Here is a 23,542-nt window from a genome sequence, read left to right as displayed (position 1 = left end):
CCAAGCCGCACACCGCCGTCGAACCTGAAAGTCCCTCATGAGCATCTCGAAGTCCCCGTCCTCCACCGGTCTCGTGGACGCCGCGAATGGCCGCCCTGTGCGTCGCCACACCGACACCGGCGCGTACTACGTGAAGGCCTCAGGAGGTGCCCACTTCTGGGGCCGAGTCCTGGACTCGATCGTGTTTCTGGCGGGATACAGCGTTCTGGCGGTCATCACAGCTGTGGCCCGCAACGCAATGATGAACAGCGGCTCGCTGCTGGCCTTCAACGATGGCTTCTGGTTGACGCTCTACGTTGTGCTCTGGTTCCTGGGGCTGTTCGTCTACGGGATGATCTGGGGCACGGCGGGCAGCGTCGGCGACGCAGCCGTGGGCATGCGCTCGGTCCGTATCAAGGACGGCACGACGTCGGGAGCATGGTTGGGCGGTTGGCGCGCCATCTGCTGGTCCTTCTTCCCGTTCTTCGTGGTGATGGTCATCGCTGCGGCCGTCAGCGGCGGTTCAGGCGATACCTGGGACCCTAAGTTCGCTGCCGTCGACCGCCGTTCCGGCTTGGCACTGGGCCAGCAGCCCGTCCCCGATCCCAAAGCTGTTGCGGCCGCCCGAGCAGCGGAGGCGGAACGGCAGGACTTGCCCAACCTTTATGGCCGGAGCCCGGATGCTCGGCCGTAACTGGCTGGCCCGCAGGGCTGAACGAAGACTGGGATCGGAGCTCGGGCAACTGCGGTTCGTTGCCTCTTCGCGGCGCATCTTCTGGCGAGTTCTGATTCCTTGTTTGGTGATTGGGTTCCTCTTCGGCACCATCGGCGAGTTCATCAGCCCGATCCGGTCCACAAGGGAGGCCGGGCATTTCAGCGATCCTGTCCTGTTCGTGGTCACCAGCATCATCACTGGCCTGGTGCTGTGGTCCATGACGTTCTTCGGCAGTTTCCGCAAACTTTTGGTCTTCGACGGCGGACTCGTGGCCCGCTACTCGCAGCAGCACACCACGTTGGTTTTCCCCTGGCAGGACATCGTGCCCACCTCCATCAAGGCCGTAACCACCGAGGACAACACAGATCCTGATCGTCGCCTCGTGGCCCGGCAGAAGGTCTCATTGGGCGCGGGCGGGCGTCACGCACTGGTCTTCCAAGCGCGCGAAACGTTCTGGGTGTTTGCCGGCAACGAAGATCCTGCGCCTTTGGTAACGGCCATCCAGCAGGCAATGGTCGATTCCGGTTCCCCCGATGCAGGGCACGTGGTGGTGCGTGCGCTGCCCGCCGTCGTCGTGACCGCGCGGACGTCACTGGATTAATTTTCGTTTGCGGCGACGCTACCAGCCGGTAGCATGTCATCCAATAATGTTCACGCTGACCATCAACCAACGCGACAGTCGCCACGACGGCGATCTCGTGCCGCAGCTCCTCAAAGACCTGCGGCACATTCCGGCGCGCCTGGATTTTGATCGCTCCGTGGAGGACGAAGTGCAGGGCATCGTCGACTCCGGCCACGAGGCTGTTGAAACGGCACTGATCGCCCTCCGCAGCGGGCACTGGTACGTGGGGATCGGCGTCGGCCCCATCAATGAACCGCTGCCCAATCTCGTGAAGGATGCCTCCGGACATGGGCTGGTGTACGCCCGTCGGGCAGTGGACCGCCTCCGTAACGGCAAGGAACGCATTCCTGTCGCCGTAGACGGCCCGCTCGCGGGTTTGGCAGCGGAAGCCGAAGCCGTGCTGCGGCTTCTGGGCCACATCGTGCAGCACCGAAGCGTCGCGGAATGGCGGGTCTTGGATCTCCTCACTCCCGGCGTCCGGGGCCAACAAAAGGCCGTGGCTCAGGAGCTCGGCATCACCACCCAAGCTGTCAGCAAAGCCTTGGCGCGTGCGCAGTGGGCTGAAGAGCACGCCGCCCGCCCGGCCGCTGCCCGCTTGCTGCAGATGATCCTCGAGGTCCGCTAGCTCGACACCCCGGCGCACTCTGCGTACGTTGAGTCCATGGGCCACAAGCCAGAGATTCGGCGGCTTCTACCTGCACTTCGCCAGGCCGTCACCGGACACCGGCTCCTTTTCGCTGCCAAGACGGCTGCAGCCGCAGGCCTCGCTTGGTATCTCGCGCCGCTGATGCCCGGAACGGCGGCCGCCTACCCCTACTATGCGCCGCTGGGCGCACTGGTCAGCATGCATCCGACTGTCGCCGCCTCGGCCAGGCACGGCCTGCAGAGTCTGTTGGGGCTCGCAGTGGGCATCGGCATGGCGTTCGCCGTGACCACCGTGGCGGCGCCCACGGCCCTCGCTGTGGCCTTGGTAGTGGGACTGGGCGTTCTCATCGGCGGCCTTCCGCGCCTTGGCAGCGCCTCCGAATGGGTTCCCATGGCGGCTTTGTTCGTCCTGGTCCTGGGAGATTCGAACGCTGAGGGATTCTCGTTTGCCTACGTCCTGCAGATGGCCATGGGAGTCGCCGTGGGCTTCGCCGTCAACTGGCTGGTGTTCCCTCCCCTGCATCTGGCGGGCATCGATCCCGCCATTGCGGGCCACCGATCCGCCCTCTCCAAACAACTCAAAGATATGGCCCGGGCGATGGAGGAGTCCTGGCCGCCAAACCACGAGAATTGGGCCGGCCGCAGCGACGAACTGTCGCGTACCGCCATCGCCGTCCGGACAGCGGTCCACGAGGCTGAACTGAGCGCCAAAGCGAACCCCAGGTCCCGCCGTCGTGCGAGCCGCATTCCAAGCGACCTGGCAGGCCTGCGGACCCTGGAACGGTTGACGTTCCACGTCCAGGACATCACTGACGTCCTGGCCAGCGTGATCTGGGAAGAGAACGCGGGGACCAGCATTCCGGAAAGCGTCCTTGACCACCTTTCCGAGGCGCTGGAGGGCACTGCGCTGGTGATCGAGCAATGGCGCGATGGCGACACCGGTCAACTTGAGAGGCAGTTGGCGGAAGCGAAAGAAGGCGTCGCGGAGCTGGGCGACGCCATTACCCACGCCGCGGCAGGCGATGCTTCGGTCAATGCGGCGGCGTCTGTGGCCATGAGCCTGCGCCGCATCATCACGGCGGTCTCGAACGCTGGTTGAGAGTGCTGCCGCGCGAGTGGGTGTTACCGCGGCGTCAACGGCGGAGAGCCCTGCAGTCCCTTGCCGGAACCCAAGCCATCGAGGATCTCCCGCAGCGCTTCGAGCGATGACCATTTCGGAGTCCACCCGAGAAGTTCGCGGGCGCGGGCGGTGTCCATGATCGGCGCGCCGGCAGCCATATCGATCCAGCCGGCGTCGGTCGCCTGGAGGCGCAGGCGCCAGCTAAGGTCGACGACGGCGCGGAGCACCGGCAGCGGCAACGGCACCAGACGCCGGGCGTGAAGCAGCCACCCGAGCGCGTTGGGATCGATGACCGGTTCGGCGGCGATGTTGTACGCACCTTCGGCCCGTCGCTGCACTGCTCGCCAGTAGGCGTCGGCGACATCTGCCGTGTGCACAGCCTGGAACGTCAATTCCGTGGGGATGGGGAGCACGGGTAACCATGGTTTCCGCGGGACGAGCCGTGGCAGGATCCGGCCCAGGAAGTAGCGCCCCACTTCACTTCCGGCCTCGGCGCTGAACGTCAGGGCCGGGCGGAGCCTTGCAACCACCACGTCGGGGTTCTCCTGGGCGAAGCTGTCCAATAGGCCCTCCTGAGCGGCCTTGTCCTCGCTGTAGTGGGATCCGCGGATACCGCCGGCAGGCCAGCCCTCCTTGGTGCGTTGGTCCTTTGGCGCTGCTGAATAGGCCCCCACCGAGGACGCGCACACCACGTGCCCCGCTCCCGCCTCACGGGCCGCGGCGAGCATGTTCGCCGTTCCGGTGACGTTGGTCCGGCGAAGGATCTCCCGCTGGCGGTTCGGTTGGAGCAGCCACGCCAAGTGCACTACGGCATCGGCGCCGTCGAAGGCCTTTTCCAGCGCGGGGACGCACTGCTCATCACCGATGTCCACGCTGTGCCACTCCACGCTGTTGTAAGGCGCGGCGCCGGGGTCAGGCAATCGTCGTGCAACGCCCACGAGCTGTAGGTCAGCGCCCTCTTCCGAACGGGCCGATTGGAGTCGCTTCAACAGTGCAGAACCGACGTGGCCTGTTGCTCCGACGATGGCGATGCGCATGGACTTCTCCTCTGACGGATCGGAAAGCTATGGATCATTCCCGGTGTTCCCGGGGTGGGTCATCCAGCGTCAAATCGGGACGCGCCTCAACGGCGATCCAAGAAAAGCCAAGCACACTTACTATTGGCTTTCAACGGGTGGACGGGGCTAGGCTCGGAACCTAGCCTGTTCCGGGGATCGGAGATCCAGATGGAAGACCAAAACCTCACCGAGGCGCACCCAGTGGCCGCGGACATCCAAGACCTGCTCCTTGACACACCTGACGTCGAGGCGTTCCTGACCGAGCTGGCCAAGCATTCTGCCGCTATGTTCAGCAGCCCGGCCGGCGATGTTTTTTGCGGCATCACGCTGCTGAGGCACAGGGCTGCGGCCACCGTAGCCAGCAGTGGCGAGAGGGCGTTGATGCTCGACGAGCTCCAATACCGTTTCGAGGAAGGGCCCTGCCTCACCTGCTGCAAGGAGGGCGTCCAGGTCCACATCACCGATCTTGAGCATGACAACACGTGGCCCGATTACAACCAAGTGGCCCGCGAGCAGGGCGTAGGGTCGATCCTCGCGGTGCCGTTCCCGCTCCCCGATGCCACCGCCAGCGCAGGACTTAACCTCTACTCCGAACGCCCATTCGGATTCGATCAAGCCGCGGTGCAGCGCGCCACCGACTACGTCCAGCAGGCATCCAAGGGCCTTCGGCTGGCAGTCCTGATCGCCCAGCACAGCCAGACGGCCACCAACCTGCGGGCAGCCATGGAATCGCGCACAGTGATTGATGTGGCGACGGGAATCATCATCGCCCAAAACCGCTGCAGCCAACGCGAAGCCATGGAGCTCATCAAGAAGGCCTCGAGCAACCGGAACGTCAAGCTCCGGGAAGTTGCCCAGGCGATCGTGGAATCTGCCGGAGGCGGACCGGTCCACACCAACTTCACGTAAGGTCGTTCAGACTCGCCGCGCGCGGTCGCAACCCATCCAAGGCCAGGTACGCCGCCCCCGCGGTTGCGCCGAACTGTGGCTTGGCGCTGCTACAGCAGGCTACGCAGCACCAGGGCGGCGCCGTCGTCGTACACCGATGCGGTGACCTCGTCTGCAACAGCGAGCACTTCGTCCGGCGCCTGTCCCATGGCGACACCGCGACCGGCCCAGGTGAGCATCTCGATGTCGTTGCGGCCGTCGCCCACTGCTACTGTGTTGGCCTGGTGAGTGCCGAGCCGCTGGCGGAGGGCCTCAAGTGCACTGGCCTTGGTGACGCCCTCGGCGGCGATGTCCAGCCACGCGGTCCAGCCCACCGAGTACGTCACACCGGAAAGCCCGATGTGGCGGATGGCCTGGTTGAATTCCTCGGATGTGTTCTCGCTGCTGAACACCACGACGCGTACGGCGGTGGCATCCAGCATGGTCTGGAAGTCCACACCGATGGCCTCCACGCCGAAGCTGGCGTCCTGGAAGCGCTCCGTGGAGAGGAAGTTTCCATCCTCGTCCTCCAGCGCGTACTTGGCGTTGGGCAGGCGTTCGCGCAGGGCCTTCAGTGCAGGGGCGGGGTCGAACGTGGCTTTGTGGATGATCTCGTAGCCGGCCTCCAAAGTGGGGTCCAAGCGTAGGGTCACACCACCGTTGCAGCACACGGCATAGCCCCGTAGGAGGCCAATCTGTTCGATGATGGGCAGCGTGGCGTTGAGGGATCGGCCAGTTGCGATCAGGACGTCGTGGCCGCTGGCGACGACCTCCTGGGCCGCGGTGCGTACGGTCGGGGACATGTGGCCGTCGTGGTCCACCAAAGTGCCGTCAACATCCAACGCGACCATGAGGTTGTGGTTTGAATTTGGCTGGTCATCGATGCCAGCAACTGGGGTATCAGTCAAAATAGTCATGCCTCCAGTACAGCAGACACCTCCGACACCAACTAGGACCGGGGCCACAGCAAAGGATTAACGCAGGGTGAATACTCACTGGGTTGTCCACAGTGTGAGTGTTTACCTCTCCGAGCACCGCCCACCCCGGACCAGCCACCCCGCCGCGGCGCACCCCGCCCAACGGACAATTCATCGGCGCCCGCGGGGGTGACTTGTCGAAATCACGGGGACACTTTCGGCATTTTGTCCACATAGCCAAACTTCCGTCGAGCAGATGATGAGCACCGGCACGAGAGTTGTTCCATGAACGGAACGAACGAATTTCTGGTGGCGGCCAGGCAGCGCCTTGACATGGGAGATACACGCACACTGAGCCGCCGGTATCAGCAGGGCGAACTAGTGCGCGTGAGGAAAGGCATCTACCTGGACAAGAAGCTGTGGCTCTCGCTGAAGCCCTGGCAGCGATACCGGGCCAGCATACGTGCAGTGGCACTGGAACTGCCGGCGGCCCAGTTCTGCTTCGAAACTGCCGCTCTCATCTGGGGGCTTCAACTTGTGGGTGTTCCCCGGCACATCCACCTGGCCAATTCTTCACGAGGCCATGCTGGGATTCGTGCACCCACCACGGCTGCCGCGTTGCTGCCCTCAACAGGGGCTACAGGCCTTGAGAATATCCGAGCGTACGGCATCTACCGGCACCTCTATACTGCGAACACCGCGCCCTTCGGCGGCCTGGTGGTCACAGAACTGCACCGGACTGCTGTGGACGTTATGTCGCGCGTCTCGTTTTCGAAGGCTGTTGTCCTCGCAGACCACATACTTAGCACGGACAGGTTTCCCGGTCTCGCTACGAGCAAGGACGAGCTCCTGTTTGCTGCGGAGTACCTGAAATCAGGCGCCAAGAGGAGGAGAGTTGGCGACATCCTGGATTTCGCCGATGAGAGGTCCGGTTCAGCCGGCGAATCGCTCAGCAGGGCTCAGATTCACATGCTCGGCCTTCCCGCGCCCGAGTTGCAGTCCGAGTTTAGTGATGCGTCAGGCTTTGTGGCCCGGTCTGACTTTTTCTGGCGGCAGAAACGGCTCATCGGCGAGTTCGATGGTGATGCAAAGTATCTGAACGACGAGTACCTCGGCGGACGAACTGCCCGGGAGGCCGTGGTGGCCGAGAAGAAACGTGAGGACAGGCTACGCGCCTTGGGCTTCCAGGTTGTGCGGTGGGACTGGGCCACAGCCAGCGACCCTGCAAAGCTGTTGGCGAAGCTAACGGCTGCCGGACTCGCCGGGAAACACTAACCCCGTCCAGTGGACAGTTCACCGGCGCATGCCCGGGTGAATTGTCCATTGGACGGGGTTAATCAGGGACCCTAGAGGACCGGGAGCACCTCAAGGCCGCCGATGTACTTCTGCAGAGCCTTGGGGACATTCACGGAGCCGTCCGGGTTCTGGTGGTGCTCCAGGAGTGCCACGATCCAGCGGGTGGTGGCGAGGGTGCCGTTGAGGGTGGCAACTGCACGAGTGCCCTTGGCAACGCCTTCCTCGTTGATCACGCGTTCGCGGATGTTGAGGCGGCGTGCCTGGAATGTGGTGCAGTTGGAGGTCGAGGTGAGCTCGCGGTAGGCGTTCTGGGTGGGGACCCAGGCTTCGCAGTCGAACTTGCGGGCCGCAGACATGCCGAGGTCACCCGCGGCGGTGTCGATCACGCGGTAGGGGAGCTCGCACTTGGCCAGCATTTCCTCTTCCCAAGCAAGCAGACGCTCATGTTCGGCGGCAGCTTCCTCAACCGTGGTGTAGATGAACATCTCCACCTTGTTGAACTGGTGCACGCGGATGATGCCCCGGGTGTCCTTGCCGTGCGAACCGGCCTCGCGACGGTAGCAGGAGCTCTGGCCCGCGTAACGGACCGGGCCCGCGGAAAGGTCCAGGATCTCGTCTGCGTGGTAGCCGGCGAGGGCCACCTCCGAGGTTCCCACAAGGTAAAGGTCGTCTTCAGCGAGACGGTAGATTTCGGCGTCGTGCTTTACATCAAAACCCGTGCCCTGCATGGTTTCCGGACGCACCAAAGTGGGCGTGATCATCGGGACGAAGCCGGCCTCGATGGCCTGATCCATGGCCATCTGCAGCAGCGCCATTTCCAAGCGGGCGCCTACGCCGCGCAGGAAGTAGAAGCGTGCGCCGGAGACCTTGGCGCCGCGTTCCATGTCGATCGCGCCGATTAGTTCGCCGATTTCCAGGTGGTCCTTCGGCTCAAAATCAGTGAATTCGCGCGGGGTGCCGACGGTCTTGACCACCACGTAGTCGTCCTCGCCACCTTCGGGAACACCGTCCACGATCAGGTTGGGAATGACGCGCAGCAGTTCTTCCTGCTTGGCCTGCGCAACGTCCGCTTCCGCCGAAGCAGCCTTCACCGCATTGGCCAGTTCCTTGACCTCTGCCAGCAGTGCCTGCTTCTCCTCGCCCTTTGCCTGGGCGACTTTTTTGCCGAAGACGTTCTGCTCGGCGCGGAGGGTTTCGTAGCGGATCAGAGCGGCACGGCGATCGGAGTCTGCGGAGATGATCGCGTCCACAACGGACTCGTCGGCGCCACGGGCGCGCTGGCTGGCACGGAACTTGTCCGGATTTTCGCTGAGGTCTTTTACGTCGATCACCAGACAAGAGTATCGAATCGGCCGCAAAATCCCGGTCCTGGCCAGCGAATGAACCCGCAACCGGCGGGGCCGGCAAGAGATGGGGAAATCATGCACGCTACGGGGCGCTAGTGTTGGAGCACAATGAGCGACTGGATCCTGTACGTGATTCTCGCTGGGGGCGTGGCTTTTGCCGTCTCCAGTTGGTGGGGTGTGCGCCGATTGAAGGCCCGGCACACCAGGAGCGCGGTACGGGAGGACGCCCACAAGCCACATCCAGGCCTGCAGAGGGTCGCGGTCATCCTGAACCCCGTGAAAAACAAGTCGGACGAGGCCCGCCAAGCGATCATCGACGCCTGCCAACTGGCCGGCTGGGACGCACCGCGGTTCTTCGAGACCACACCTGACGACCCCGGCCACGCGCAGTCGCGCAAAGCGCTGGACTACAAGGCCGACGTCGTTCTGGTGGGCGGCGGCGACGGTACAGTGCGCGTCGTGGCTGAGGCGCTGGCGCACACGGACGTCGCCATGGGCCTCATTCCCCTGGGCACGGGCAACCTCCTGGCGCGCAACGTCGAGTTGGACGTCAACGACATCCCGGGCAGCGTCCAAACGGCCCTCTTCGGCCACCAGCGCTACATCGATACCGCAACCATGGGCATCGACAACGAGCTCACGGGCGAGTCGTCACAGCACGCATTCCTGGTGATTGCGGGCATGGGGTTGGACGCCGAGGTTGTTGGCGACACCAAGGAAGACCTTAAGAAAACCGTGGGTTGGCTCGCTTACACCGAGGCGGGCGTCCGTCACCTCCCGGGCCGCCGCAAGCGTGTGAACATTGCCATGGACGACCAGCCCGAACAGTCCCGGAAAATCCGCAGCGTGCTCTTCGCCAACTGTGGCCTGATCCCTGGCGGCATCGATTTCATCCCACAGGCCATGATTGACGACGGCATGTTGGACATTGTGGTCATGAGTCCCCGGAGCGCATTCGGATGGCTCGCGATGTACGCCAAAGTCCTGTTCAAGCACAACAGGAACCTGCCGGTCATGAACTTCTATCGCTCCGGGAAGGTCATCATCCGCAGTCAGGAACCGATGGCTACGCAGATCGACGGCGACCCCTCAGGTGAGGCGACCACAGTCACCGTCCAGGTCCAGCCGCGGTCCCTGCTGGTCCGGGTGCCCAAGGCACCATAGCGGCAGGTCTGTTGCGGGACTACCTGGCTGCGTCCTTTTCGGCTTGGGCTGCCTCGGCCGCGGCCTTCGCTGCGGCGCGCGCCTCCGACTGCTCGCGGATCATCGCTTGCTCTTCTTCGAAGCGCAGGCGGTCCGCCCGATCAGCTTCGTCGCCGTCCCAATCGTCCTTGTTGTCGCCTGAAGGCTTGGGATTGACGATCATGCCCTGGCCTTCTTTGTCATCGCTATGGACTGACATGGCCACTCCCTCCGTTAGGGGCATTCATCCATCGTTTATGGATCAGGCAAGCATACGCATACTTGCATCAGTCCGAAAGGGCTTGAAGCGTCAATTATTGACCCGCGGGTAATGGCTGGGAACGCAAGCCAGGAGCGGCCGGATCAGCCCTTCACGATGGACTCGACCCAGGCGTGCGCTGAAGCAAACGCGGCGTCGGAGGTGTGCGGGGCCACCGATGCCGGCTGCTTGTCGGCGCGCGCATAGGAACCCAGGAAGCGGGTTGCCGGGCTGATCCGGTGCAGTCCAGCGAGAGCATCGGCCACGCGTGAATCCGAGGCATGCCCGTCGGCGTCGATGCTGAAGAAATAGTGGCCCAAGTACTGGCCAGTGGGGCGCGATTCGATCCGGCTCAGGTTCACTCCGCGGGAGGCAAACTGGTCCAGGATTTCCATCAGCGCACCGGGGTGGTCTTCGGGCAGGGGCACCACAACCGTGGTCTTGTCAGCGCCGGTCCGCTCGGGCAGCGCTCCGGGGCGGCTCACCAGAATGAACCTCGTGACGGCATCCGGATTGTCCCCAATATTCTCGGCCAGGATGTTGAGGCCGGGTTGTTCGGCAGCGATCAGCGGCGCGCAAATGGCGGCGTCGTAATGGGCGTCGTCCGCCAGAAGGCCCATGGCCGACGCCGCGGTGGACGAGCCAGGAACATAGTCGGCATTCGGAATATTCGCATCGACCCAGAGCCGGCACTGAGCCCAAGCATGGCCGTGCGTCGAAATCCGGCGGATCTCGGAAATTTCGACGCCGGGCCTCGCCACGAGCACGAAGGTGATGGGAACAAGGGCCTCGCGGATGATGCGGAGTTCCGGCCCCGTGGCGATGGCGTCCAGGGTCGCGGTGACGCCGCCCTCCACGGAGTTCTCGATCGGGACCATGGCCGCGTCAGCTTCACCGGTACGCACGCGCTCCAATGCCGTATTCACATTGGTGCACGGAATGCGCCTGGCGTCGCCAGCACCGGGAACCTGCATGAGCGCGGCCTCTGTAAACGTACCTTCGGGGCCGAGGAACGTGTAGGTGATACCGGCTGCTGACATGGAATATTCCTTGGTAGTTATATGCGGGCTAGAGAACTACTGGCTTGAGGCCGTTGTCCGACACCATGGGCCGGCCGGCCTCGAACCACATGTCCATGCCACCGGCAACGTTGGTGGCTGAGTATCCCTGTGCCACGAGCCACTGCGCAACGCGGTGCGAGCGCCCTCCCGTACGGCAGATGATGAAGAGGTCCTCGTCCGGATCCAGTTCAGACAGACGGCCTGGCAACTGGTCCATGGGGATGTGGAGTGCACCTTCAGCGTGGCCGGCAACCCATTCGTAGTCCTCGCGAACGTCCAGAATGCTGGCGTCAGCCGGAATGTCGCCCACAGGCACGGTATCGAAGTCGCTCATGGCGGTCCCTTCCATCGGTTCGAGTCTCCATCTAGCCTAGTCCCCGAGGCCGCGCTTGCGTTGACCTGCCCGGGGCGCGAAGACTTAGGTCCGAGCGCACTTCTGAATCGGCTGTTAGGAGCAGGACCATGGCGGCTGGGCAGCCCACCATTTTGGCGACATCCGGCGGATACAAGCAAGGCAACCGCACCAGGATCGAGTTTGACGGTTTGATGCACTACGCCGTGGAGTTATCCGGCGTTAGCGGCAGGGCTCCGCGCGTGACACACATTGGGACCGCGTCCGGTGACCAGCGCTGGTGGGCCGCGGAAATGGATCAAGCCGCTCGGATTGCGGGATTTGATTTCAGCCATCTCAACCTTTTCACCATGCCCAATGTCGAGGACCCCGAAGCGCACCTGATGGAACAAGATGTTGTCTGGGTCAATGGTGGCTCGGTGGTGAACCTGTTGGCGGTCTGGCACGCGCACGGATTGGATAGCATCCTGCGCCGGGTCTGGGAAGGTGGCGTTGTGCTGGCGGGCGTTTCTGCGGGTTCCATTTGTTGGTTCAAGGGTGGCGTTACGGATTCTTTCGGGCCTGAACTGCGCCCGGTCACCAATGCGCTTGGCTTCTTGCCCTATGCCAACGGCGTCCACTACGACTCCGAACTGCGTCGCCGGCCCACCGTCCACAAGCTGGTGGCCAACGGCACGTTGGGCGAAACCCACTGCACGGACGACGGCGTGGGGCTGGTTTACCGGGGCACCGAACTTGTGGAAGTGGTTTCCGACGTCAAGAACAAAGCGGCATTCCGTGTCACCGCGGGCGCGGGGGAAAGCGTGGACGCCGTGGCCGTGGAAGAACGGCTGGAGTCGCGCTTCCTTGGCTGATTCCCTACCGCAGGACCTCTCCATCATGAGCGCAGTTGAGCTCCGCCACGCCCTGGGGTCGGGCGAACTCTCGGCCCGGGAAGTCGCCGGGCATTTCCTGTCGGTCATCGAGGCCCGCAACAAACATTTGGGCGCCTTCGTCACCGTAACGGCCGATCAAGCCATGGCCGATGCGAAGACCGCCGATGAGGTCCACGCCCGGTTTGTCCGCGAGGGACGAACGGATGAACTTCCGTTGCTTCACGGCATGCCTTTGGCCTTCAAGGACCTCACGGACGTAGCCGGCGTTCCGACAACGCACGGCAGCGCCGCCCTGGAGCACAGGCCTGCCCCCGAGGACGGCGCCCTCGCAACAACTTTGAAGGGCCAAGGCGTCATCTCACTGGGCAAGACCCAGGTTCCGGAATTCGGACTGACGGCTTACAGCGAAAACCGGATCGCATCGCCGTCGCGCAATCCGCATTCCTTGAGTAGAAGCTCCGGCGGGTCGTCGGGCGGGAGCGCTGCCGCGGTGGCCGCGGGCATGGTTCCGTTCGCGCCCGGGACCGACGGCGGCGGTTCCATTCGGATTCCGGCCGGCGCATGCGGGTTGGTTGGGCTCAAACCCGGGCGGGGCTTGGTGCCGTCGGGAGCGAGCGCCGGGGATAGCGCCAAGTTGGTGGTGGCCGGTCCGCTGGCGAGGACGGCTGCGGACGCTGCCTTACTCATGGACGCGCTGGTGCCAGGTCATCAAGCGCCCGACGGCGGCTATCTCGCCAACGTTGGACTCGCGCCGCCGCCACTCAAAATAGGCGTGAGCCTGGATAGTCCGTGGGCCGGCGTCTTTCCGTTTGAAGTGGAGCGGGAAGCCTTGGACGCCCTCAAACAAGGAACCGCACTGCTTGAGAACCAAGGACACAGCGTCACCGAAGCGGAGGTCCGCTACGACAACCGCTATCCCGAAGCATTCACCACGGCCTGGACTGCCGGCGTCGGAAATGCCCGAATAGCACCCCAGCGCGAGGCGCTGCTGACCCCGCTGACCCGGACATTCCGGCGTCGTGCGCAACAGCGCAGTGCATCCAAGGTGAACGAGGCACTGCGTCTCCTACGGCAGTTCGAGCACGACACCATCGCGCAGTACTCGCAGTGGGATGTCATCCTGATGCCCACGTTGGCGCAGACTCCGCGCCCGATCGGTTGGTTCACAGGCGGCGGTCACGGCGGTGAACCGTGGCCCAGCGAATGGGCCGGCGACGCTGACGAGGACTACAAAAGGCAGTGCGAGTACGCCCCGTGGTCGTCCATGGTGAATGTTTGCGGGCTACCGGCCATCAGCGTGCCGGTGCATGTCACTGCAAGCGGGCTGCCGATGGGAATCCAGCTGATTGGCCGGATGGGATCCGAACTGCAACTTCTCCAGCTCGCGGCGGCCCTGGAGACGCGCTAAACGGAACGTCTAACATATGGAGAGTGCTTGCCTGGAGCATCTTTCGATGTGACAATGCCCGCAGTCAGTGCCAGCATTGTGGAAATGAGCACACCTCAAACCACGGCTGTGCCCGAAAAAGCATCGGGCGATACGTCATTCTTCGGCCACCCAAAGATGTTGGCCAGCCTCTTCTCCGTGGAAATGTGGGAGCGATTCTCCTTCTACGGCATGCAAGGCATCCTGCTTTACTACATGTACTTCACGGCCGACCAGGGTGGCCTGTCCATCGACAAGGGTCTCGCGGCCGGCTTGGTTGGCGCGTACGGTGGCGGCGTCTACCTCTCCACCATCCTTGGCGCGTGGCTCGCCGACCGAATCTTCGGCTCTGAAAAGGTCCTCTTCGGCTCGGCCCTCATGATCATGGCCGGCCACATCGCACTGGCGCTCCTGCCCGGCATTCCCGGACTGATCGCAGGCTTGGTGCTGGTGGGAATCGGTTCCGGCGGCCTGAAAGCCAACGCCACCGCGCTGGTTGGCAGCCTCTACGGGGAAAAGGACGAACGCCGCGACGCCGGCTTCTCCATCTTCTATATGGGCATCAACATCGGTGGGCTCATCGGCCCGTTGGTCACCGGCTGGCTGCAGGAAAGCAACGGTTTCCACTGGGGCTTCGGCGCCGCGGCCGTTGGTATGGCGATCGGCTTGGTCATCTACTCGCTGGGACGCAAGAGGCTCCCCGAGGAAGCGCACCGCGTTCCGAATCCGCTCCCTGCTGCTGACCGCTCGCGCTATGGCCTGATTTTCCTGGGCATCGTGATCGTGATCGGCGTGCTGCTCGGCACGGGCATCGTGAACGCCGACAACCTGGCCCGCAGCATGGCCTACGCAGCCATCGGGGCCTCGGTGATCTACCTGTTCCTGATCTTCCGCAGCCCCAAGGTGACCGGCGTGGAACGCAAACGCGTGCTCGCCTTCATCCCGCTGTACATCGCCTCGGCTGCCTTCTGGGCACTGTTCCAGCAGCAGTTCACGTTCATCGCCGTCTACTCCGAAGAGAAGCTGGACCGCAACCTGTTCGGTTGGGAAATGCCGGCGGCCTGGGTCCAGTCCATCAACCCGGTGTTCATCATCATCTTTGCGGGCGTCATGGCAGCGCTGTGGACCAAACTGGGCTCCAAGCAGCCGAGCTCTCCGCTGAAATTCTCGGCAGGCCTCCTCATCATGGGCTTGGCCTTCCTCGCTTTCATTCCACTGGCCGGCGACGGCAAGACCCCGCTGCTGGCACTCGTGGGCATCCTGTTCCTCTTCACGCTGGCGGAGCTCTTCCTATCCCCCATAGGCCTGTCCGTGAGCACCAAGCTCGCCCCGCAGGCCTTCCACACCCAGATGGTGGCGCTGTTCTTCCTGTCGGTCTCGCTGGGCACAACGCTGGCAGGCATCCTCGCAGGGCTCTACAACCCGGACGACGAACTGCCCTACTTCCTGGGTATCGGCGGCACGGCAGTTGTCCTGGCCATCGGCTTGGCTGCAGCATCGCCCTCCATCAAGAAGCTGATGGGCGGCGTGCGGTAGGTTCCCTTTGAGCGCTTGAGCGTTAACCAACGACGGCGGCCCTTGCGTTGGGTGGGATTCCCACCTGGCGCAAGGGTCGCCGTCGTTCGCGTTGGTTTAGTAGCTGAACCTGCTGGTCGATGCCCCGATGGCAGCAAAGAAGACGATCAAAACAACTACTGTGATGGCCAGACCGACGTACCCCATGATGAGGCCGGCAATCGCCATGCCCCTTCCTGCGGGCTCGCGGTTCAGGCCCAAGTGGCCCAGAATCACGGCCGCGATCTGCGGCAGAATGATGAACCCGAAGCCGATATAGATGGCGATGCCGCAGATCATGGCGGCGATGCTCAAGCCCTTGGGCTGCGCCGGCATTCCGTAGTAGGCGGGCTGGCCATAGGGATTCGGCTGGCCGTAGGGCTGCTGCTGGTACGGGCTCGGGGGCTGCACCGGCGGTTGGCCATAGGGGTTGGTGGGCTGGCCGTACGAGCCCGACTGGCCGTACGAGCTGGACGGGGCCGACTGGGCAGGTTGGCTCGGTTGGCCGTACGGCTGCTGCTGGCCTTGCGAGGCGCTCCGGTCATAAGGCGGCAAAGGCTGCGTGTAGTACGGGTCCTGCGGGTAGGCGCCCGTCTGGAACGTACCCGGTTGGTCCTGGCTGCCCGATTTGTCGAAGTGTGCCGTCTGGTCGAGGCTTGGAGGCTGCTCGAACGTGGACGTCGGCGGCTCAAAGGGCGGCGGCGGAACGGGTGCGCCCTGCTCCGGCGCACTGAATTCGGCCGGCGGAACGTAATGCGGCGGTTCGTAGCCTGCCGGTTTGTCCTCGTTGCCCTTGGATGGCTGGTCTGACATGAGTTTCCCCCTTGCTGGTCTTTGTTTCCCACACTACCGCCGGTGGGTCCGGCGCATAAGGTAGCTCGGCGTGAGGTGGCGTCGTGCGCTCGGTGGTGCCGCCGTCGTCGTCGTTTCGCCATGGCGAGCAGCAACCGAGCGGGAGCCGACGGCGAATCCTCCCACCAAAGCCGCCGCACGTAAACGCGAGGTAAATCTTTGGCCCATCCTGCGGCAAATCGCCGCCATTCGGCGTCACAGGGGGCCGGATCGCGGACATTTCCTATCTGCTGGCGCGACGGTCTGGCATGCTGGTCAAATGGCTAGCCGAGCGGGCACAGTTGCCCTTCCCCAGGACCTTGTTGACATCACAGCCCTGCTGGACGCGTACTTCGACGTCACCCCGGATTTGGGCGATCCCGCGCAACGCGTAGCGTTTGGAACATCGGGCCACCGCGGTTCGAGCCTGAAGGCCTCCTTCAATGAAGGGCACATTCTTGCGATCACGCAGGCGATCGTGGAGTACCGCGGACGTCAGGGCATTACCGGGCCGCTGTTCATCGGACGCGACACGCACGCCCTCAGTGAGCCGGCGCAGAACTCCGCGCTGGAGGTATTGGCCGCCAACGGTGTCACCGTGCTTGTTGACGCCCGCCACGGCTACACTCCCACGCCGGCCCTGAGCCACGCGATCCTCAAGTACAACAGCGAAGCTGCGCCTGGCACGCCCCAGGCTGACGGCATTGTGGTCACGCCCAGCCACAACCCTCCCGGCGATGGCGGCTTCAAATACAACCCCCCGCACGGTGGCCCGGCCGATACCGATGCCACCGGTTGGATCGCTGACCGCGCAAACCAGCTCCTTGAAAACGGCCTCCGCGGCGTGAAGCGTATTCCGTTGAACGACGCCCTGAACGCCGACACCACCGGCAAGTTCGACTTCCTCAGCAGCTACGTTGACGATCTCCCGTCCGTGTTGGACCTGGATGCGATCCGCAACGCCGGCGTGCGCATCGGCGCCGACCCCATGGGCGGCGCGTCCGTGGACTACTGGGGCGAGATCGGCGAACGCCACCAGCTCAACCTGACCGTCGTGAACCCGACCGTCGATCCGCAGTGGGCGTTCATGACCCTCGACTGGGACGAGAAGATCCGCATGGACTGCTCGTCACCGTCGGCCATGGCGTCACTGATCAGGCGGATGACTGTGGGTGCCGACGGCACCGCCGCGTACGACGTAGCCACCGGTAACGACGCCGACGCTGACCGCCACGGGATCGTCACGCCTGACGGTGGGCTCATGAACCCGAACCACTACCTCGCTGTCGCGATTGACTACCTGTACCGGAACCGCAGCGGCTGGAACCCCGAGTCGGTGGTTGGCAAGACGCTCGTTTCGTCCTCGATTATCGACCGCGTTGCTGCTGGACTTGGCCGCAAGCTGGTTGAGGTTCCCGTCGGCTTCAAGTGGTTCGTGCCCGGGCTGCTGTCCGGCGAAGGTGCATTCGGCGGCGAGGAATCGGCCGGCGCCTCCTTCAACAAGCGCGACGGCAGCGTGTGGACCACGGACAAGGACGGCATCCTGCTGGCACTGCTGGCGTCGGAAATCACGGCCGTCACCGGGTCTTCTCCCTCACAGCTCTACAAGGGCCTTACCGACCAGTTCGGTGCACCCGTGTACGCCCGTATCGACGCAGCCGCCACCCGGGAGCAGAAGTCCAAGCTGGGCAAGCTCTCCGCCGCCGATGTCACCGCTACGTCCTTGGCGGGCGAGGAGATCACGGCCAAGCTCACCGAGGCCCCGGGCAACGGCGCTTCGATCGGCGGCTTGAAGGTTGTCACGGAGAACGCTTGGTTCGCAGCCCGCCCCTCCGGCACCGAGGACGTCTACAAGATCTACGCCGAGTCCTTCAAAGGGGCCGACCACCTAGCTCAGGTTCAGCAAGAGGCCAAAGCGCTTGTTGACGCGGTTATTGCTTAGTTGGCTGCTGAGTGGCTCTGGGCGTCCTGCGTCCAGAGCCTGAGGATGCGCCGGATGGTGTGATCGCCCTCCGGCGCCATGTCCACCAGCGCTACTTGATCAAGCACGACGACGTCTCCGGGCTTGGGGCGCCTGCCGTCGTGGTGCGAGATGTGCGGACGATAGCTTCCGAGGACGTAGTTCGGCGTGGCGATCCTGGCTCCAACGCTGACAGCCGCCTCAACGAGTTCTTCGTGCAGTCCCTGAAGCAGCGGATTGTGGTCGATCAGGCTCACAGGAATGGATCCCATGTGCCCGAAGCCCGCCTCTTCGCCCACTCTCAGCTGAGTGCCGAGAGCGCCCTTGACTGGCGCTTCGGCCAGCCGGCTCAGGACATTCTCGACGTCGGCACTCACCTGGGCTCCGGCGTCGAACCTTAACAGCGTGATATGAAGCGGCCAGTCGCTGCGCGGAAAAACCAGGCTCGGTTGCACTGGCTCCGTGAACGCCACCCAGATGAGGTTCCGCATACGCATAGTTTGCCACCCGGCTTGTCGGAACTGACGGGATCTGCGAGAGGGATGCCGAAAGAGCCGCAGGAAGTGAGAGAACATCCAAACCCCCGGATCCTCGCTCACATCGTGGCCATTAAACGCCGATGCTCTCGCACATCACGTGCGAGAGCATCGGCGGAACAGCAGGGAAGACTAGACGGTGCGGACTACATCGTCGTAAGCGAACTTCGGCTTCGCTTCGCCCCAGGCGTCGGGGCCGGGCTGGCCGATGTTTACCACCAGGAAGCTCTTCTGGTCGCCTGCCGGGAAGAACTCAGCGTCGATGGCGGAGAAGTCGGCGCCGGTCATCGGGCCAGCGGCGAAACCGAGCGAGCGGACGGCGAGGATGAAGTACCCGGCCTGCAGGTGTGCGTTGTTGTTGCCGGTGGTGGCGGCGAGGTCGGCGTCGGCGTCGTACATGGCCTTGGGCGCGCCGTAGGCGGGCAGGAATTTGTCCCACTGGCCCTGCCAGTCGGTGTCGTAGGACAGGATGGCGACCAGCGGTGCCGAGGCGGTCTTGGCCTGGTTGCCCTTGGAGAGCGCGTCAACCAGCTTGGTGCGTGCTTCGCTTGAGCGGACGTAGGTCACGCGGAGCGGCTGCGAGTTGAAAGCGGTGGGGCCGAACTTGGTGAGCTCGTAGATGGCGCGGGCCTGTTCGTCGGTGACCTCACCGGCAAAGCTGTTGGCGGTACGGGCTTCGGCAAAAATGGCGTCGACTGCTGCGGCGTCAATGACTGCTTCTTCGTGGGCGATCGTCATTTCGTAAACCTTTCGCTGGGCCCGTGCCTTGTGGACGGCCGGGCACTTCTGCTTTCCATAGTTGCAACTTCAAGTTCCCTTGTCCTCTTCCCATGACGGCCCGTGACGTTGCGCACAGCCTTTCACTGGGTAGCATCATGGATACACGCTGCATCGCTTGGGGGACATGCCGTCTCGTCAAGCCGAAGGAACGACTTGAAGGGTCCCCATGCCAACCGTCCCTCTTGCGGCCATTCGACGGATGCCGGCCGTTCTTGTCCTGCTGCTCCTGACTTTTATCCTGCCAACCGCGCAGGCCTGGGCATCGGCCCAGCAGCCCGACGTTAAGGATTCCGGGTCACGATTCTTTGGAGCGCTGCTGAATTGGGACAAGGACTCAGCAGCTGACTTTGCCCAAAGATTGGGCGAACCCGCGGCCCTGTACGGGCAGAACGTAGCCCTTCCCATGGATGAAGGCGGCCGCGCCTACCTGAAGGCGTACTTCTCACAAGTCGCAGACCAAGGCTCCCACGCACTGCTCACGGTCCGGCCCGGGATCGATTTGAAGGACATCAGTGAGGACGTCGCCACCGATTTTGGGCGTCAAATCACGACGGCGGCGGCGGGCTTCCGGGGGAAGGTCTTCGTCCGCTTCGCTCCAGAGATGAACGCCCCGTGGGTTCGCTGGGGGCAGGAACCTGAGGCATACCGGGCGGCGTTTGGCACAGTGGCTTCAGCGCTGCGGGCCAACCTGACTGATCCTGTGATGGTCTGGTCGCCTACCGCGGAAAAGGACTATCCGTTCCGGGAGGCGACATCTACTCCTCCCAAGGGCGTTCCTCTGGGCTCAGTGGACACCAGCGGGAACGGGATCTGGGATCAGGACGACTCCGCGTTTTCGCCGTACTATCCCGGCGATGAGGCCGTCGACTGGGTTGGCCTGTCCGTTTACCACGACTCGACGGGCGCCGGGACAGCCAGCAACACCGTCCCCACAACCGGCGAATTCAACGACGCTCTGCACGCTTCCGGCGCTGGAACCAGCAGCGAAGATTTCTATGCCAACTATGGTGAAGCCCGCAGCAAACCGATCCTTGTCGAAACCGGCGCCTTTTACTCGCCAACAGCGGGGGGTGCCGCCGAGCTGGACGTGAAACAGACGTGGTGGCAACAGGTCTTCACCGCGGTTGGGGAGCCCGGAAACGCGGACGTCCGTGCTGTGGTCTGGAACGAAACTACTGATGTTCGCAGTCAGGGACAGGTATCCATCGACTGGCGGGTCACCGCAGAATCCTCACTATCGGCCCCCTTCCGTGCCGCCTTGGATTCCGCTGGCCTCGCGACAGGACCTGTCACTGAGAAGGGCCTTGACGATGTGCCGGGCGTCGAGGTTCCTCAGCCGAAGACTGGAACGGTCATCCAGGGATGGGCAGCGTGGGCGTCCGCCGGGTCTGTGTTGGTGGCCGTCGCGGCTTTGTGGATCCTGTCATCCCGGGCGTTTGCCAGCAAATGGGCCTACACCGGTACCAGTAAGCGTGATGCGCGGATCGACATGCTCCGGGGCCTGGCAATCGTGTTCGTTGTGGTCAACCACGTGGGAATCAACTCAGTGTTCCAGCTGCTCAGTCAAGAGACCCTGGGTGTGGTTTCCGGCGCCGAATTGTTCGTCATGCTCTCGGGTGTTGTCCTAGGCATGGTCTACGGGCCAAGGATCGCCTCGGAATTGGGAGACGTGGTGGACGGGACATCCAAGCGCGCCGGGAAACTCTACTTCACTGCCCTTGCTGTGGTCCTGATCGTGTACGTGCTGAGCCTGCTCCCCTTCGTCAACGCAGCGGCCGTCACCACTTTCACCGATCAAGGAACTGGCGCCGCCGGGCGCGCGGCCGCCGGTACAACCTATGACCTGTACGCCGGCATGGAAGGGCTGCTGCAGTTCCCGGTCCCGCAAGGCCTGATCCCGGCCCTGCTGCTGTTGCAAGTAGGTCCTTGGCAGTTCAACATCATGGGCCTTTACGTCGTCCTCTTGCTGATCAGCCCTCTGATCCTCGTGGCGCTGTCCCGCGGTTTCACTTGGCTGGTCCTCACGCTCAGTCTGGGCCTCTACGCCGCCGGATCGATTTTCCGATTCCGGCTGCTTCCCTCGCAGTTCGAAGACTCGTTCCCTTTTCTGGTCTGGCAGCTCTTGTTCGTAGTCGGGATGACAGCAGGGTTTTATCGGCATCAGATCATCGCGTGGTTCGCCGCTCCACGGCAACGCCTGCTCCTCGGTGCTTGCATTTTCCTCGCAGCCGCATGCGCGTTGTTCTCGTGGAGCGGTCCATATCTGACCAATCAGTTGGATGTTCGGCTCGCCCTAATCCCGGAAAGCACGTTCAGGTACATCTACGACACCTTTTTCAGCCGGACTTACCTTGGGCCGGGGCGGGTGCTCAACGTCATCCTCATCACCATCGCTTTGTATTCAATGCTGAGCGCTTTCTGGAAGCCGTTGTTCCGCGCTGTGGGCTGGTTCTTCATTCCACTGGGCCAAGCGACTCTGTACGTGTTCATCATGCACGTCTTCTTCATCGTGGCGATCGCCAATATCCCTGCGCTGCGAGACGGAAATCTCTGGCTGAACACCGCCGTCTACATTGCCCTGCTCGCCACACTCTGGGTGATGGTCAAAACAAAGTTCCTCTTCCAGCTGGTCCCCCGGTAAGCCTGGACGCAGTGTGGAGGGCGCCGCAATCGGGTCCGCAATGGCGGTAATGTTGCACCGAATCCCAAATACTCTTCTGAGGAAGGCCCCGCCATGAGCATGCTCGGCATCAAATGGAAGCTCCACGGCAACGGCAAGTCCATTCGCCCCGGCCACGTGGTGGCGCCCGACGAGCGGTTGGCCTGGCCCCTGACCATTGGCATCGGCATGCAGCACGTAGTTGCCATGTTCGGCGCGACCTTCCTGGTTCCGATCATCACGGGCATGCCGCCAGCCACCACCCTGCTTTTCTCCGGAATAGGCACGCTGCTGTTCCTCGTCATCACCAAGGGCCGCGTGCCCAGTTACCTTGGTTCGAGCTTCGCGTTCATCGCACCGATCCTGGCGTCCCAGCAGCAGTACGGCGTTGCCGGCGCCCTGGGCGGCGTGGTGCTTGCCGGCGTCGTACTGGCGCTTATTGGTGCAGTCGTGCAGAAGTTTGGCGCCGAATGGATCAACCGGCTCATGCCGCCGATCGTCACCGGCGCGATTGTGGCGCTCATCGGCCTGAACCTCGCGCCTGCAGCGAAGAACAATTTCGACGCCGCTCCGGTCACCGCGCTGGTCACCCTGGTCACGATCATCCTGGTCAGCGTCCTTTTCCGCGGAATTCTGGGACGCCTGAGCATCCTGGTGGGCGTTGTGGTGGGGTATCTCGTGGCGATGATGCGCGGCGAGGTCTCCTACGAAAAGATGGACGCCGCCGCGTGGGTGGGCCTGCCGCTGTTCCAGACGCCCGAATTCCACATCGGCGTGGTGGGCCTGTTCGTGCCGGTGGTGCTGGTGCTGGTGGCTGAGAACGTGGGGCACGTGAAGTCGGTGGCAGCGATGACGGGTCAAAATCTCGACGGCGTCTCCGGCCGTGCGCTGATGGCCGACGGTGCCGCGACGGTACTTGCCGGGTTCGGCGGCGGTTCCGGCACGACGACGTACGCGGAGAACATCGGCGTCATGGCCGCCACCAAGGTTTACTCGACGGCGGCCTACTGGGTGGCCGGTGTCTTCGCCATCCTGCTGAGCTTCTCCCCGAAATTCGGCGAACTGATCGCGACCGTTCCCGCCGGTGTCCTGGGCGGCGCCGCGACCATGCTCTACGGCATGATCGGCGTGCTCGGCGTAAAGATCTGGGTGCAGAACAAGGTCAACTTCTCCAACCCCATCAACCTGACGACGGCGGCTGTTGCGCTGATCATCGGTATTGCGGACTACACGTGGACTATTGGCGAGCTGAAGTTCACCGGTATTGCGCTGGGTTCTGCTGCAGCACTGGTGATTTACCACGGCATGAAGGGGCTGGCACGGTGGCGCGGGACCGTAGCTGAACCGGAGACTGAGACGGCGGGGCTGCCGCCTGCGGTGAAGTCGGCGATGAATGCTGCGGCTAAGAGGGGCGGGAAGAAGGGGAAGTAGGGGCTCCTCGG

General features: G+C 63.5%; 22 protein-coding genes. 13 read left to right on the top strand and 9 right to left on the bottom strand.

The features are described 5' to 3' along the window. The first annotated feature begins 37 nt into the window (after positions 1-37). Genes ACIQC5_RS16285 through ACIQC5_RS16270 form a run of 4 tightly spaced genes read left to right on the top strand, consistent with a single transcriptional unit; the run spans position 38 to position 3,060 of the window. The gene (locus ACIQC5_RS16285; protein WP_400284458.1) at positions 38-673 is read left to right on the top strand and encodes a hypothetical protein; all 636 of its coding nucleotides are present in this window, start codon (positions 38-40) and stop codon (positions 671-673) included. Continuing rightward, positions 645-1,295: a hypothetical protein gene (locus ACIQC5_RS16280; RefSeq protein WP_400284455.1), complete on the top strand. Its 651-nt coding sequence runs from the start codon at positions 645-647 to the stop codon at positions 1,293-1,295. Before ACIQC5_RS16285 ends, ACIQC5_RS16280 begins: the two co-directional genes overlap by 29 nt. Before the next feature lie 46 nt (positions 1,296-1,341). Further along, positions 1,342-1,941: a hypothetical protein gene (locus ACIQC5_RS16275; RefSeq protein WP_400284452.1), complete on the top strand. Its 600-nt coding sequence runs from the start codon at positions 1,342-1,344 to the stop codon at positions 1,939-1,941. 36 nt (positions 1,942-1,977) lie between these two features. Next, on the top strand, positions 1,978-3,060 hold the full coding sequence (locus ACIQC5_RS16270; RefSeq protein WP_400284449.1) for an aromatic acid exporter family protein: 1,083 nt from the start codon (positions 1,978-1,980) through the stop codon (positions 3,058-3,060). A 23-nt stretch (positions 3,061-3,083) separates the two neighbouring features. Here ACIQC5_RS16270 and ACIQC5_RS16265 read toward each other — a convergent pair whose 3' ends face one another. Further along, a complete protein-coding gene (locus tag ACIQC5_RS16265) occupies positions 3,084-4,118 on the bottom strand; it encodes an NAD-dependent epimerase/dehydratase family protein (protein ID WP_400284446.1) in 1,035 nt (344 codons plus the stop codon). A gap of 189 nt (positions 4,119-4,307) precedes the next feature. Here ACIQC5_RS16265 and ACIQC5_RS16260 point away from each other — a divergent pair, with 189 nt between their 5' ends. After that, positions 4,308-5,048 carry an ANTAR domain-containing protein gene (locus tag ACIQC5_RS16260; RefSeq protein ID WP_400284443.1) on the top strand — a complete coding sequence of 247 codons (741 nt, stop codon included), beginning with the start codon at positions 4,308-4,310 and terminating at the stop codon, positions 5,046-5,048. Positions 5,049-5,137: 89 nt separating this feature from the next. Here ACIQC5_RS16260 and ACIQC5_RS16255 read toward each other — a convergent pair whose 3' ends face one another. Continuing rightward, a complete protein-coding gene (locus ACIQC5_RS16255; RefSeq protein WP_400284440.1) occupies positions 5,138-5,983 on the bottom strand; it encodes an HAD family hydrolase in 846 nt (281 codons plus the stop codon). Between the two features lie 285 nt (positions 5,984-6,268). Here ACIQC5_RS16255 and ACIQC5_RS16250 point away from each other — a divergent pair, with 285 nt between their 5' ends. Next, positions 6,269-7,258 carry a hypothetical protein gene (locus tag ACIQC5_RS16250; protein WP_400284437.1) on the top strand — a complete coding sequence of 330 codons (990 nt, stop codon included), beginning with the start codon at positions 6,269-6,271 and terminating at the stop codon, positions 7,256-7,258. 71 nt (positions 7,259-7,329) lie between these two features. Here ACIQC5_RS16250 and serS read toward each other — a convergent pair whose 3' ends face one another. Next, positions 7,330-8,610 (bottom strand): serine--tRNA ligase, encoded by a 1,281-nt coding sequence (gene serS, locus ACIQC5_RS16245; RefSeq protein ID WP_400284434.1) that lies wholly within the window; start codon positions 8,608-8,610, stop codon positions 7,330-7,332. Positions 8,611-8,733: 123 nt separating this feature from the next. Between serS and ACIQC5_RS16240 the strand changes: the two genes are divergently transcribed. Beyond that, positions 8,734-9,789, top strand: a complete 1,056-nt coding sequence (locus ACIQC5_RS16240; RefSeq protein WP_400284431.1) for a diacylglycerol/lipid kinase family protein — start codon at positions 8,734-8,736, stop codon at positions 9,787-9,789. Between the two features lie 19 nt (positions 9,790-9,808). Here the strand turns inward: ACIQC5_RS16240 and ACIQC5_RS16235 are convergent, their stop codons facing one another. The 3 genes from ACIQC5_RS16235 to ACIQC5_RS16225 all read right to left on the bottom strand — a co-directional run bounded on the left by ACIQC5_RS16235 (position 9,809) and on the right by ACIQC5_RS16225 (position 11,461). Beyond that, complete coding sequence (locus tag ACIQC5_RS16235) at positions 9,809-10,027, bottom strand: hypothetical protein (RefSeq protein WP_400284428.1); 219 nt, start codon at positions 10,025-10,027, stop codon at positions 9,809-9,811. Positions 10,028-10,170: 143 nt separating this feature from the next. Further along, positions 10,171-11,106: a prephenate dehydratase gene (pheA, locus tag ACIQC5_RS16230; RefSeq protein ID WP_400284426.1), complete on the bottom strand. Its 936-nt coding sequence runs from the start codon at positions 11,104-11,106 to the stop codon at positions 10,171-10,173. A gap of 28 nt (positions 11,107-11,134) precedes the next feature. After that, positions 11,135-11,461 carry a rhodanese-like domain-containing protein gene (locus ACIQC5_RS16225; protein ID WP_400284423.1) on the bottom strand — a complete coding sequence of 109 codons (327 nt, stop codon included), beginning with the start codon at positions 11,459-11,461 and terminating at the stop codon, positions 11,135-11,137. 128 nt (positions 11,462-11,589) lie between these two features. Here ACIQC5_RS16225 and ACIQC5_RS16220 point away from each other — a divergent pair, with 128 nt between their 5' ends. The 3 genes from ACIQC5_RS16220 to ACIQC5_RS16210 are packed head-to-tail and all read left to right on the top strand — an operon-like array spanning position 11,590 to position 15,316. Then, positions 11,590-12,333, top strand: a complete 744-nt coding sequence (locus ACIQC5_RS16220; protein ID WP_400284420.1) for a Type 1 glutamine amidotransferase-like domain-containing protein — start codon at positions 11,590-11,592, stop codon at positions 12,331-12,333. Positions 12,334-12,358: 25 nt separating this feature from the next. Further along, a complete protein-coding gene (locus ACIQC5_RS16215; protein WP_400284534.1) occupies positions 12,359-13,762 on the top strand; it encodes an amidase in 1,404 nt (467 codons plus the stop codon). A gap of 54 nt (positions 13,763-13,816) precedes the next feature. Continuing rightward, positions 13,817-15,316, top strand: a complete 1,500-nt coding sequence (locus ACIQC5_RS16210) for a peptide MFS transporter (protein WP_400284418.1) — start codon at positions 13,817-13,819, stop codon at positions 15,314-15,316. A 96-nt stretch (positions 15,317-15,412) separates the two neighbouring features. Here the strand turns inward: ACIQC5_RS16210 and ACIQC5_RS16205 are convergent, their stop codons facing one another. Then, positions 15,413-16,147, bottom strand: a complete 735-nt coding sequence (locus tag ACIQC5_RS16205; protein ID WP_400284415.1) for a DUF4190 domain-containing protein — start codon at positions 16,145-16,147, stop codon at positions 15,413-15,415. Between the two features lie 298 nt (positions 16,148-16,445). Between ACIQC5_RS16205 and pgm the strand changes: the two genes are divergently transcribed. Continuing rightward, positions 16,446-18,107 carry a phosphoglucomutase (alpha-D-glucose-1,6-bisphosphate-dependent) gene (gene pgm / locus ACIQC5_RS16200; RefSeq protein ID WP_400284412.1) on the top strand — a complete coding sequence of 554 codons (1,662 nt, stop codon included), beginning with the start codon at positions 16,446-16,448 and terminating at the stop codon, positions 18,105-18,107. On the opposite strand, the gene ACIQC5_RS16195 is transcribed toward pgm, so the two are convergent. Then, positions 18,104-18,616: a 2'-5' RNA ligase family protein gene (locus ACIQC5_RS16195; protein WP_400284409.1), complete on the bottom strand. Its 513-nt coding sequence runs from the start codon at positions 18,614-18,616 to the stop codon at positions 18,104-18,106. The genes pgm and ACIQC5_RS16195 overlap by 4 nt on opposite strands. A gap of 177 nt (positions 18,617-18,793) precedes the next feature. Beyond that, the gene (locus ACIQC5_RS16190; RefSeq protein WP_400284407.1) at positions 18,794-19,399 is read right to left on the bottom strand and encodes a malonic semialdehyde reductase; all 606 of its coding nucleotides are present in this window, start codon (positions 19,397-19,399) and stop codon (positions 18,794-18,796) included. A gap of 208 nt (positions 19,400-19,607) precedes the next feature. Here ACIQC5_RS16190 and opgC point away from each other — a divergent pair, with 208 nt between their 5' ends. Both opgC and ACIQC5_RS16180 read left to right on the top strand, forming a co-directional pair. Further along, positions 19,608-22,082 (top strand): OpgC domain-containing protein, encoded by a 2,475-nt coding sequence (gene opgC, locus ACIQC5_RS16185; RefSeq protein ID WP_400284404.1) that lies wholly within the window; start codon positions 19,608-19,610, stop codon positions 22,080-22,082. Positions 22,083-22,175: 93 nt separating this feature from the next. After that, positions 22,176-23,531, top strand: coding sequence for a uracil-xanthine permease family protein (locus ACIQC5_RS16180; protein ID WP_400284401.1), 1,356 nt, complete (start codon positions 22,176-22,178; stop codon positions 23,529-23,531). Positions 23,532-23,542 lie beyond the last annotated feature (11 nt).

The organism is Paenarthrobacter sp. NPDC092416, assembly GCF_044755025.1.
Taxonomy (GTDB): Bacteria; Actinomycetota; Actinomycetes; order Actinomycetales; family Micrococcaceae; genus Arthrobacter.
This window is presented reverse-complemented; position numbering and strand designations above follow the sequence as displayed.